The following is a 12,068-nucleotide window of genomic DNA, read 5'->3' on the forward strand; positions in this document are numbered from 1 at the left end:
CGCAGGTACGGGCCGACCTGGCTCCAGGCATCGCCGAGGAGGGCAACCGGTGTGGGGCGATCGAGCGCTTCGGCGCTGCCGATGCCGATGACCAGCGCACCCGCGGTGCCGGCGGCATACCTCAGGAAGCGGCGGCGGGAAAGACGGACTTCGCCGCTCATGCCTTGTCCTTCATCGTACCCGCGGCGCGCTTGATCGCCTTGCGAATCCGGCCATAGCTGCCGCACCGGCAGAGATTGCCGATCTTGTCGATGTCCGCGTCCGACGGATTCTTCTGGCGGGAGAGCAGGTCCACCGCGGCCATGATCTGGCCGGGCTGGCAGAAGCCACACATGATGGCGTCTTCGTCGATCCAGGCCTGCTGCACCGGGTGCAGCTTGCCGTCAGCGCCGGCCAGGCCTTCGACCGTGGTCACGCGCTTGCCGCTCATTTTTTCCATTTTCGTCTGGCAGGCGGCGACGGCCTTGCCGTCGACGATCACCGTGCAGAAACCGCAGTCGCCCTGGTCGCAGCCGTATTTGGCGCCGGTAAGGCGAAGCACGTCGCGCAGGTACCAGAGCAGGGGCATGCCCGCCTCGCCCGTGTGGCGATAGCGCTTGTCGTTGACGATGAGGTCGATGCCTTCACGTACGGGCTTGGGTGCCGGTTGATTGGCATCCTTGTTGGGGACGGGTACGGGGGACGTCGGGCCTTGCTGTGCCATCTGCTTTCCTCAGCTGAACCGGGCCATTGTGGCATCGGTGCCCTTGTTCAGCGAGTCACTTTACTGAACAGACGTCGCCACACGGCGTATACGGGCAGGCCGGCGAGGACGACGAGACAGACCACACCCGCGCTGAGCGGCTTGTCCAGGCTGTAAGCAACGACCACACCGATGACCGCGACGAGGAACAGAAGGGGTAGCAGTGGATAGGCAGGTGTGGCAAAAACCGGGCGTTCGCTGCTGCGTCGGCGGTACCAGAACAGCGTGGCAATGGTGACGGCATACGCTGCCCAGTCACCGAACGTGGCGAAGTCCAGCAATTGGCCGTAATTGGCCAGCAGGACCAACACGATCGCCCACGCCGAAAGCATCATGAGCGCGATGTTCGGGGTGCGGTAGCGCGGGTGCAGGCGTGCCACGCTGGAGAAGAACAGCCCGTCCTGCCCCATCACCTGCAGCACGCGCGCACCGGCGACCAGGGTGATGTTGCAAAAGCCGAGGGTGGAAATGGCGATGCCGATGGCGATCAGCTTCGCACCCGGCGCGCCGAACACGCGGCTCATCACGTCGGCGGCGGGCGCGTTGCTGTTGGCCAGCCCGTCGTGGCCGAGGACGGCAAGGTACGCGTAATTCACCAGCACGTAGGCGGCGATCACCACGACCATGCCGACGACCAGGGCGCGGGGAAGGGTGCGCTGCGGATCGCGCACTTCGCCAGCGAGGTTATTGAGATAGCTGAAGCCGGAGAAGGCGAACAGCACGGGCAGCAGGGCGCCGGCCAGCGAGCCGGTGACCGCGGTAGGACTGGTGGCCAGTGCCTGCGTCGTGCCGACTCCGGCGAAGGCCAGCCCGGTGACGACGAGCACGGCGATGGCGGCCAGCTTGAGGATGGCGAAGACGTTCTGTACCTGGGCGCCGAAGCGGATGCCGAACAGGTTGATGCCGGTGACGAAGACCAGGGCGCCTGCCGCGAGTGGCTTGACCAGGCCAGGGGAGAGGCCGAAGACGGAGGTCGCATAGCTACCGAAGATGGTGGCCACGGCGGCGGCACTGCCGCTGTAGATCACCAGCAGCATCGTCCAGCCGAACAGGAATCCGGCGAGCCTGCCGAACGCCTCACGCAGGTAGACATAGCTGCCACCCGCTTCGGGGCGACGCGCCCCGAGTTCGGCGTAGCAAAGGCAGCCAATCAGGGTGAGCAGGCCGCCAGCCACCCACAGGCTGAGCAAGACCCAGCCCGAGGCGGTGCGCTGCGCGACGATGCCCGGATTAAGGAAGATGCCGCCGCCGATGATGCCGCCGACGACGATGAGCGCGGCGTCCATGAGGGTCAGGCGACGGGCGTATCCGGGATTTTCCATAGAGGAGCGGCGGCCTTCGTATATGAAATGTAGGAGCCGCTTCAGCGGCGAAAAGCCAACGGAGCGGTCTAGCCGCAAAGGCCATCGCCGGCTCAGCCGGCTCCCACAATCATGCCATGCCTATCTCCCACATTGCCTTTTTTTCGTTGCAGCGCAACACTTCGGGGGATTTTCACTGCAAAGAATCCCGTGAGCGAAAACGCAAACGCGCCGTTGCCTGCCAACGCGCCCTGGATCGTCATGAAGTTCGGCGGCACCTCCGTGGCCACCGCCGCACGCTGGCACAATATCCTCGAGCTGGCCGCCAGCCGCCGCGCCGAAGGTGCGCGCGTGCTGATCGTGGTCTCGGCCCTGTCCGGTATCACCGATGGCCTGAAACAGCTTTGCACGCACACGGATTCGAAACGCCGCTCGGACGCGGCCGCCGCCCTGGCCGATCGCCACCATGCCCTGCTCGCGGAGATGTCGCTGGCGCTGCCGGATACCCTCGGCGCACGCCTGGCGGACCTTGCCGGCCTGGCGGAAGCGGGCGCGGCGGAGCTGGGTGAGCTGGCCTGGCAGGCACGCGTGCAGGCGCATGGCGAGCTGATGTCCAGTGCGCTGGGTGCGGCTTTCCTCAGCGCGAACGGCTTGCCGACCGCCTGGCTGGATGCCCGCGAGTGCCTGCACTCGATCGCCCTGCCGAATCAGAACGAGCGCACGCGCCTGCTCTCGGCGATGGTCGAACCCCATCACGACCCGGCCCTGTCCGCTGCCCTGGCGGCGCGTGGCGAGGTCTTCATCACCCAGGGTTTCATCGCCCGGGATGACGCTGGCCGCACCGTTCTGCTCGGTCGCGGCGGCTCGGACACCTCGGCCGCGTACTTCGGTGCCCTGCTGGCCGCCTTGCGCGTGGAAATCTGGACCGACGTGGCGGGCATGTTCAGTGCCAATCCCCGCCAGGTGGCCGGAGCCCGGCTGCTCCAGCGTCTCGATTACGAAGAGGCCCAGGAAATCGCCTCCACGGGCGCGAAGGTGCTGCATCCGCGCTGCCTGTCGCCGCTGCGCGAACCCCGCGTGCCGTTGCTGATCAAGGACACCAACCGGCCCGAACTCGAAGGCACGTCGATCGGTCCCGAGGTGCGCGAGCACGCGCCGAGCATCAAGGCGATCAGCGCGCGCAAGGGCATCACCCTGGTGTCGATGGAATCGGTCGGCATGTGGCAGCAGGTCGGCTTCCTCGCCGACGTGTTCGACGCGTTCAAGCGCCACGGCCTGTCGGTCGACCTCATCGGTTCGGCCGAGACCAACGTCACCGTGTCGCTGGATCCCACCGAAAACCTGCTCGACTCCGACGCGATCGCCGCGTTGGCGGCGGACCTGGCGCGCGTGTGCCGGGTGAAGGTCATCGCCCCCTGTGCGGCGATCACCCTGGTCGGCCGCGGCATGCGTTCCATGTTGCACAAGCTGTCCGGTGTGCTCGCCGAGTTCGGCCAGTTGCGCGTCCACCTGATTTCCCAATCGTCGAACAACCTCAACATCACCTTCGTCGTCGACGAAGATGTCGTCGACAACATGCTGCCGCGGTTGCACGAATTGCTGATCGGTGCGGGCGCCCTGCGCACGGACGACAGCATGGTGTTCGGTCCGTCCTGGCAGACGCTTTACGGCGCCGGCGATCCGGTGCTCCCGGCCGCTGCCTGGTGGCAGGGCGAGCGCACGAAACTCGTGCAGCTCGCCGAAGAACGCACGCCGCGCTACGTCTATCACCTGCCGACCGTGCGTGCGCAAGCGCGTCGCGTGAAATCGCTCCGCGCCGTGGATCGCGCGCACTACGCGGTGAAGGCGAACACGCACCCGGGCATCCTCAAGGTATTGGCCGAGGAAGGCTTCGCCTTCGAATGTGTATCGCCCGGTGAACTCGCGGCGGTGTCGGCCGCGGTGCCGGATAACGTGCCGCTGCTGTTCACGCCCAACTTCGCCGCGCGCCGTGATTTCGAAGTCGCGCTGAAGACGCGGGCGACGATCACGATCGACGCCCTGCATCCTATCGAGCACTGGGGCGAGATGTTCGCCGGCCGCGACATCATGCTGCGCGTGGATCTGGGTCGTGGCCTCGGCCACCACGACAAGGTGAAAACCGGCGGCACCGGCAGCAAGTTCGGCGTTCCCATCGAGCATCTGGACCGCTTCCTGCGCCTGGCCGACGCGGCCGGTGCACGGGTGATCGGACTGCATGCGCACCTGGGTTCGGGCATCCTCGACGCCGCTCACTGGGGCGAGGTCTATTCGCAGCTCGCCTCGCTGGCCGAGCGCATCGGGACCATCCGCGTGCTCAACATCGGCGGCGGTCTCGGTGTGCCCTCGCACCCCGGCGAGACGGCGCTCGATATGGCAGCGCTCGACCGCGTCCTGACTTCGGTGCGCCAGGCCTACCCGCAGTTCGAATTGTGGATGGAGCCTGGTCGCTACCTCGTCGCGGATGCCGGCGTGTTGCTGGCCAGGGTCACCCAAGAGAAGGAGAAGGGCGCAGGCATGCGCTACCTCGGCCTGGATACCGGCATGAACAGCCTGATCCGTCCGGCGCTGTACGACGCCTGGCACGAAATCACCAACCTGAGCCGCTACGGTGAAGCCGCCACCACGATGTATCAGGTGGTCGGACCCATTTGCGAATCAGGCGATATCCTCGGTTCGGACAGGCGTCTGCCCGAGTCGAAGGAGGATGATGTGATCCTCGTGGCGCAGGGCGGTGCCTACGGTGCCGCGATGGCCTCCCGCTACAACCTGCGTGACGAAGCCGACGAGGTGCTCCTGCCGTGACCGATGTGACCAATAAGGATATGCCCATCGATCCGCGCGAAAGCGAGCGCTTCCGCTTCGTTCGCCACGCGTTTTCCGATGGTGTGGCCGAACTCGTCTATGCCTTCGACGACGGCCCGGAACTGATCGAGCGTGTGACCTTCCCCGGTGCTCCTGTGGTGCCGGCGGAACGTGAGGCTGCGTTCGCCGCGGCTCTTCGCCTGCTCCATCTCGTTGCTGGTGTCAGCTACTACAAGGCAGGTATTCCAGGCACGATCGTCGTCGAAGGCGAATCGCTCGACGAAGACAGCGCCTCGATGCTCGACGCGCTGTACCTTCACGGCCTCGCCGAGTTCGCCTATCGCAATCGGCTCGACCTGCGCTCGCGTATCGCTTTTCCATTCGAGGACAAGGTGACCGTGCGCGCGCCGGCGATTGGCTTGCCGCATCGTTCGCTGCTGCCGATCGGCGGCGGCAAGGATTCGGTGGTCGCCGTCGAAGCGGTGAAATCCATCGGCGCCGATGCGACGGCAACCTGGGTGGGCAACTCGCCGCTCATCGCCGAATGCGCCGCGCGCACGGGACTGTCGACGCTGAACATCTCGCGCGAACTCGCGCCGGGCCTGTTCGAGCTCAATCGCCTCGGTGCGTGGAATGGCCACATACCCGTCACCGCGATCAACTCGGTGATCCTCACCGTGGCCGCGGTGCTTTACGGCTACGACTCGGTGGTGTTCGCGAACGAGCGCTCGGCGTCCGTGGCGACCCTCGAATACGAGGGCCAGGAAGTGAACCACCAGTGGAGCAAGGGCTTCGGTTTCGAGAAGACCCTGCACGACTACATCCATACGCATGTCGCTGCCGACCTCGACTATTGCTCGCTGCTGCGCCCCTGGTCGGAGCTGGCTGTGACCAGCGCGTTCGCCCGTCTTGGTGGCGCGTACTTCGACGTGTTCTCCAGCTGCAATCGCAATTTCCGCATCCTCGGCCCGAAGCCGGCGGATCGTTGGTGTGGGCAGTGCCCGAAATGCCATTTCGTTTTCCTCGCACTTGCGCCGTTCATGGCCAAGCCGCGGCTTGTCTCGATCTTCGGGCGCAACCTGCTCGATGACGACGCGCTCGCCGGCGCGTTCGATGCGCTCCTGGAATACAAGGATCACAAGCCCTTCGAGTGCGTGGGCGAGGGTGCGGAAGCCCGCGCCGCGCTCGCCTCGCTGGCCGAGCGTCCGGAGTGGCGTGAAGACGCGCTCGTCGCGCGTTTCCGCCGTGAAATCCTGCCGCAGCTGGACAACGAGGAGCTCGCGCTCGAGCCGTGGTTGAAGCCAGGGGCGTCGCATCTGGTGCCGCAGCGTCTGATCGGAGCGCTGGATGCGTTGGGCTGATCTCGCCGGGCGTCGCGTCGCTGTCTGGGGTTTCGGTCGTGAAGGCCGTGCTGCGCTGAACGCGCTGGCGCGGCATCTGCCGGGCCAGCCCGTCGATCTGTACTGCGCCGCCGATGAAGTCGATGCGGCGCGTGGCGCTTTTCCGTCGGTGGTCGTTCGCGATGCCGCGCCAGATGCCGACGCGCTCGCCGGCTACGAGGTCGTGATCAAGTCGCCGGGAATCTCGGCGTACAAGCCGGAGCTGCTCGACGCTCAAACACGCGGCACGCGGTTCACTTCCGGTACCGCGCTGTGGTTCGCCGGACACCCGCAGGCGAACACCATCGCTGTCACGGGCACCAAGGGCAAGAGCACGACCTCGGCGTTGATTGCCCATCTCGCTCGCTCCCTTGGTGTGCGTACGGCGCTCGTCGGCAACATCGGTCTCCCCTTGCTCGAGCTGGACAACGAAACGGCAGATCTGTGGGTCATCGAGTTGTCGAGCTTTCAGACGGGCGAAGCATCGGGCGTGAGCCTCGGTGTCGTGACCAGCCTGTACGAAGARCATCTGGACTGGCACGGCTCGCGCGAGCGCTATATCGACGACAAGCTCAAGCTGCTGGCTTCGTCGGCGACGGTGCTGGTCAATGCGATGCAGCCTGCGTTGCTGGCCCGAGCGGCCGATCATCCTGCACGGCATACCTTCGGCGACACGGCACATTGGCACGTTGCCGACGGCTGGATTCGTCGCGGCACGGAAGACGTCATTCGTGCCGATCGCGTGTCGGCGCCCGGGCTGCACAATGCGATCAACGCCTGCGCGGCCCTGGCTGCCCTCGAGATCGTGGGGCTTGACGCTCGTGCGGCTGCACCCGCCTTGTCGAGTTTTGTTCCCCTGCCGCATCGCCTGCAGCCTCTTGGCAAGCGCGACGGCCTCGACTGGATCAACGATTCGATAAGTACGACGCCACTTGCGAGCCTCGCTGCGTTGGAAACCGTCGGCACCGTGCGTGCGGCGTTGATCGTTGGTGGTCACGACCGTGGACTCGACTGGACACCGTTCGTCGAAGCGATGCGCGTGCACACGCCCGAGGCGATCGTCTGCCAAGGGCGCAATGGGCCGCGTATCGCCGATGCACTCGAGGCAGCAGGCGTGCCCAACGTCTATCGCGCGCTCGATCTCGCCGCTGCCGTAGGGGCTGCCCGTGATGCTCTACGCGGTGAGGGTGTTGTTGTGCTCTCGCCCGGTGCGCCGAGTTTCGATCAGTTTCGTGATTATGCGGAGCGCGGCAAGCGCTTTGCCGAGCTGGCCGGCTTTGACGCCGAAGCGGCGCATATCCTGGGTCTCGGCGTCGACTGATCGCTTGTCGAGCGCGCCCCAATATATCTCGGTGCATAGCGAGACTTTGTTATCGCCGCAGGTTTTTTGTAGGAGCCGATTCATCGGCGATGGGTGCCAGCGATCACGACAGATCCAAGCGGCAACAGCAGGTCGTAACGATCAGTCCCGCGTGGCACTCAACAACGTTCCCACCACAGCCGCCAACGCCGCATACAACTCCGGCGGCACATCCTCACGCAACCGGACGGCTGCCAGCAACGTCGCAATCTGCGGATCCAGTTGCGGTGCCAGGCCAAGGGCCTGCGCGCGCTCCAGCATCGATTTCACGCCCGCGGCGTCGATCCGCTGGTTGCTGCCGTTGCTGGTGGGTGAGGCCAGACGAAGCGTCACGCTGCGTCGGGGTGACGGAAGGGACTGGGTCATGCGCGTGCTTCGAGCAGGACCGCGCTGTAGGCGCTGGTCGGGACGGGAAGGCCGTGCATGCACGCAAAATGATCGAGCTGCAGGCCGCTCTTTTCCAGCTGCCGGCGCAACGACATGAATTCGGTTTCCAGGCGCGACACGGTCTCGCCGTGCTGGGCCCACAGGCGCACCGAAACGCGCGGCACGCGGAGCTGGATTTCACCCTGTACGGCGCCGAGCGTCGGCGGGTCGATGGCGAAGCCCACGGTCCACATGCCGTCGGGCTCGGACACGCTCGGCTTGCCTTCTTCAATGCGCAGTTGCAGCACGTCGTAGCCGCGTACACCCGCCAGCGGAATCTCGATCATCCACAGGCCCGACTGCGGCTGGGATTCCAGCTGGCCGATCTCTACGCGGGAGATCGCCGCGCGCACGTCGCCACGCAACTGGGTGACCAGTTCGTCCACATTCTCTTCGGTCACCTGAGGCTCGGCCAGTCCCGTGGCGCGTGGCTGGGGGAACAAAGCACGCTGCGCCAGCGGCGGCGGTGTGTCGTTGAGCGGGCGCGCAGGCACCGAGCCGTCGCCGGGACGGGCAGCGGCGCGCGTGGCGGGAAGGTCGGCGAGGGTGCGACGAAGGGCGAGCAGGGCGGCCTTGAAGTCGTCGGCGGCCGGGGTCTCTTCTTTCGGTTCGGCAAGATGCGCTTCGAGGAAGGCGCCGCTCTTGGCGATGGCTTCCTTCATGCCGAGCGGTGTGCTTACGTCGTCCGGATTGCTGATCGCGGCCTCGAGCGTGGCCAGGGCGGCGCGGAGGGGCGCGGGAAGGGTCCGGGCGATCGGCCGGCTGGCCAGGGCGGAAAGGACGCCCAGCAGCTGGGCGTACCCGTTCTGCAGGGGCAGCCGCTCGCGCAGGCCCTGCATGGCGACCTGCTCATCCACCTTGCCGGGCAGCACTTCCAGCTGGGGCTGGGTGCCCTGGGTCAATACCTTGACCAGGAATTGTTGGGGCAGGGAGGTTCCGGCCGCGTCGGCCTCGACCGTCAGGCCGCCAATGTCGAGGAGGAGCTTGCCGATGTCGGTCTGGCCCATGATTCGGGCCGTAAGCAGGGTGCCCACGCGCCAGGTATCCGCCGCAGCGGTGGTGCCCGCTGCCGCGCCCGCCCAAAGCTGGGCAGCGATACTGGTCGGCTGGATGATCAAGGGCAGGTCCTCCCGAGGGCCTGGGCGAGTCCGGCTGGGCGCGCTCCTGTGCTTAGAGAATCGGCCGCACCCGTAAGAACTTTAGGGGGCGGCCGACGAGCGATGGTCTTTCACGGGACGACGACAGGGATAATGAGGGTCGGGTCGTTGTCGGAAGGAGTCAGCTTGATACGTAACGCAGCCGACATCGTCTCCACGTCGCCGCGTTCGACGACATACGTCACGAGCGCAATGTTCCCGGGAAGCATGCCCGCGTAGCTCTTCAAGCTCCCCGGCAAAGAGGTAAATCGAGATCCGTCCCGCGGGATTTTCTTCCAGGCGTCGGATAAGACGCGCTTCTTTGTCAATTCGTCAGTCACAGCCACGTAACCGAAGTCCCCCTCTATGAATCCCTGGTTGCCCGGTATGGTCACGTAGACCGTTCCATCTTCGAATTCGATGGTTGGCGCGACATAGGGGGGTGTGGTGCCGGATACCGGCTTCGAGGCGTCAGGTTTTGGAGTTGGGACGGGAGCCGGAGAGGGTGCGGGTTTCGGCGTAGGCGTCGGAGCCAGCGGAGTGTCCGGAGCCGCGTACGTAGCATCCACCTCAAGCCGAATCGACTCCCGCACCCTCGGCACCTGCCAGCCCATCAGCTGGACCGTGGTTTTTCCCCGATACGTACCGAACGGCAAATCGACGTTGTCCTCGGCGCTGATGACGGCACGTAGCGAGGTGGAGCTCGTGTGATCCCGGCCAGGCGCGTCTAAGGGCTGGTCCCACGCGGTGTATACCGGGTAGCCTTTCGCTGCAATCACTCGGCGGAACAGCCGGCAGCGACTGGTCCGCTCCTTGCCGTTGGTGTCCACCACCGGGACGTTCAGGAGCTTCGCGGTCCCCTTCAATGAGAGGGATGTGGGGCCTTCCCCGGCGGACGTTGCGACATAAGCGTAGTCGCATGACAGCAACGGATCGGGATTGCATGTTAGCAGGGCGGAGACCACGTCCATCTGCACCCTCAGCGTGGAGCATCGCGGAAGGTCAAACATGAGCCCGGGGAAGGTTTCCGCATCGGCTTCACTGTCCCCTGCGGAAAGGCCAACTTTCAGGGCGATTCGTAACTGTGCGAAGTCGCCGAGTTCGTCGAGGTAGCTGAGCGGTATCGTGACACGCACGCCGTCCTTGACCTCCTGTTCGGTGATGACCTCGGGCGGCATGCGAAGGGGGAGATCTTTCGGGCTGCCATCAGCCTTGGTTCCCAGGCAGCGCATCCAGATGGCCTGGCCCTTCTGGATGTAGGGCCACGGCTCGACGGTGATGATGGCGCCGTCCGGAGCGTCGCGCCGGTCCAGGGCGTTGTTTACCAGATCCGGCGTTACCCGGGGCCTCGGATAACTCAATAAATTCAACTGTGCAGCTGTCGGTAACTTGACGGGCGTCGAGGGCGATGTGGTCGGTTCATCGCCGATGACCTTATATGAGACCTCGATCGATTCGCCTGCGTGACTGGCGATCATCGCCGGTTCGATGGGAATACTGACCCCTTTCCCTTTCCATGCCTGTGCTGGCATATCGACGATGCTTTCATCGGCCATCTTGTAGCTGACGATCACAGCGCTGTTAACCGGCAAGCGGGGTTGAGGCGCAATGGCGACGTAGATGCCGACGACCTTACCGACGGTCACTCGCGGCGCGGCGAAGGTCAGCGGGCGTGGTTCGTCGCTGACGAGGTCGGCGTCGGGGTCGCGGCTGGGTTCAGCTGGCGGCGTCACGTCCGACTTCCGAAGCGCTCTCACCGCGTCGGCAAAATCAGTGCCGCCATCATCTGCGGTGTAATCCACCGTAAGAAGGATATCTTCCAATAGCCAGGTGTCGTCACGCTTCAGAATGCCCAGGAGTTCTTCCCGATCACCCGGGAAGGAGAGGGTCCAGTTCGAGATGGCGCCCGTGCCCTCGAAGGGGAGGTAGCGGTCATCACCGAACAGCAGGCTGAAGAGGCCACTGTAGCCGTCGATATCCACAATCGGCTTGGTTGTGGATACGGCGACCTTCTGTTCACGTCGCAGGTTGGTCCTGACCGAGTCGTGTTCTGGTTTACTGTTGTCGTAGATGTATCGTGCCCCTTCGATCGCCGGCTCGAACAGGACGTCGTTACGGGTCTGTATCAATACGGCTGCGATGCTCTTCACCTCGCTGGAAGTGGCCAGCTTGATACTCAGGGACACATTAACGATCTGACGCAGATAGTGACCGGGGAAGTCGGCATCGTAGAGTTCGGACGGAAGGGCGAATGTAATCTCACCTGTACGCTCTATCGTCGAACCCAAGGTCCCCGCATCGACCTTCTTGATATCGACAAGCGAGAACGATTTACGGATATGCATGCGCCGCTCGCGACCGCGCAGGTAGGCTGCTTCCATCTCGAGAAGATCACGCTGCAAGGCGTCGCCGGCGAGCATGCCGCGCCAGTCATCCATCCACGCGTCGCGTCGTACGAACTCCCTGTTGAAGTCACCGGTTTCATAACGCCAGCCGTCCTGGGCGGCGAGGCATAGCGACATGACGGCATCGTAAGCCGACGCATAGATGTCGGATAGATGGGCGATCATCCAGACATAGGTGGGGCCGATCGCAAAGCCCGTGGTCATGAAGGTATATTCCTCCTTCATCACTGCTTGCTGGGCCAGGACTTCCGCCACTGCAAGCTCGCCAGAACGGATAAGGATGYCCTGCTCGGCGAGCTGGCTGTTGATGATTTCCAGCTCCTGTTTAGCCTGCTCGGCTTCAAAGTCCCATTCCTTGGCGCGATACCTGATATCGGCGAAATAGCGTAGCTCGTCCTTGATCGCGTCAGCGGCGTCTCCCATTCCCAGGATGCCCGCTGCCACGCCTTCAGCAGGTGCCCCGATGCGGCACCCGCCCACCGACATGCCAAAGATG

General features: G+C 64.8%; 9 protein-coding genes. 3 read left to right on the plus strand and 6 right to left on the minus strand.

Going from position 1 to position 12,068, the window contains the following annotated elements; genetic code table 11:
• The 3 genes from AC1DSN_RS11435 to AC1DSN_RS11445 all read right to left on the minus strand — a co-directional run.
• Positions 1-161, minus strand: a 161-nt coding sequence (locus AC1DSN_RS11435) for a twin-arginine translocation signal domain-containing protein (RefSeq protein ID WP_477330752.1), incomplete at its 3' end; no start/stop codon positions are given.
• A complete protein-coding gene (locus tag AC1DSN_RS11440; RefSeq protein ID WP_082879211.1) occupies positions 158-703 on the minus strand; it encodes a (2Fe-2S)-binding protein in 546 nt (181 codons plus the stop codon). The genes AC1DSN_RS11440 and AC1DSN_RS11435, both read right to left, overlap by 4 nt.
• 47 nt (positions 704-750) lie before the next feature.
• Positions 751-2,064, minus strand: coding sequence for an APC family permease (locus AC1DSN_RS11445; protein WP_213948634.1), 1,314 nt, complete (start codon positions 2,062-2,064; stop codon positions 751-753).
• Positions 2,065-2,253: 189 nt separating this feature from the next.
• On the opposite strand from AC1DSN_RS11445, the gene AC1DSN_RS11450 reads away from it, so the two are divergent.
• Genes AC1DSN_RS11450 through murD form a run of 3 tightly spaced genes read left to right on the plus strand, consistent with a single transcriptional unit; the run spans position 2,254 to position 7,566 of the window.
• A complete protein-coding gene (locus AC1DSN_RS11450) occupies positions 2,254-4,866 on the plus strand; it encodes a bifunctional aspartate kinase/diaminopimelate decarboxylase (protein ID WP_477293696.1) in 2,613 nt (870 codons plus the stop codon).
• A 20-nt stretch (positions 4,867-4,886) separates the two neighbouring features.
• Positions 4,887-6,227 (plus strand): UDP-N-acetyl-alpha-D-muramoyl-L-alanyl-L-glutamate epimerase, encoded by a 1,341-nt coding sequence (gene murL, locus AC1DSN_RS11455; RefSeq protein WP_477330754.1) that lies wholly within the window; start codon positions 4,887-4,889, stop codon positions 6,225-6,227.
• Positions 6,214-7,566 carry a UDP-N-acetylmuramoyl-L-alanine--D-glutamate ligase gene (gene murD, locus AC1DSN_RS11460; protein ID WP_477296299.1) on the plus strand — a complete coding sequence of 451 codons (1,353 nt, stop codon included), beginning with the start codon at positions 6,214-6,216 and terminating at the stop codon, positions 7,564-7,566. Before murL ends, murD begins: the two co-directional genes overlap by 14 nt.
• Positions 7,567-7,707: 141 nt before the next feature.
• Here murD and AC1DSN_RS11465 read toward each other — a convergent pair whose 3' ends face one another.
• From AC1DSN_RS11465 to AC1DSN_RS11475, 3 genes are all read right to left on the minus strand, one after another.
• A complete protein-coding gene (locus tag AC1DSN_RS11465) occupies positions 7,708-7,971 on the minus strand; it encodes a flagellar biosynthesis protein (protein WP_213948636.1) in 264 nt (87 codons plus the stop codon).
• Positions 7,968-9,149 (minus strand): flagellar hook-length control protein FliK, encoded by a 1,182-nt coding sequence (gene fliK, locus AC1DSN_RS11470; protein ID WP_477296300.1) that lies wholly within the window; start codon positions 9,147-9,149, stop codon positions 7,968-7,970. The genes AC1DSN_RS11465 and fliK overlap by 4 nt, the downstream gene beginning before the upstream one ends.
• Before the next feature lie 110 nt (positions 9,150-9,259).
• Positions 9,260-12,068, minus strand: a 2,809-nt coding sequence (locus tag AC1DSN_RS11475) for a Tc toxin subunit A-related protein (protein ID WP_477330750.1), incomplete at its 5' end; no start/stop codon positions are given.

The sequence above is a fragment of the Luteibacter sp. P4_D7_3 genome (assembly GCF_056401735.1).

What these genes read in the sequence shown, in the direction of transcription:
- AC1DSN_RS11440 (WP_082879211.1), bottom strand. Translation starts at nt 703, where the DNA reads ATGGCACAGCAAGGCCCGACGTCCCCCGTACCCGTCCCCAACAAGGAT.
- AC1DSN_RS11445 (WP_213948634.1), bottom strand. Translation starts at nt 2,064, where the DNA reads ATGGAAAATCCCGGATACGCCCGTCGCCTGACCCTCATGGACGCCGCG.
- murL (WP_477330754.1), top strand. Translation starts at nt 4,887, where the DNA reads ATGCCCATCGATCCGCGCGAAAGCGAGCGCTTCCGCTTCGTTCGCCAC.
- AC1DSN_RS11465 (WP_213948636.1), bottom strand. Translation starts at nt 7,971, where the DNA reads ATGACCCAGTCCCTTCCGTCACCCCGACGCAGCGTGACGCTTCGTCTG.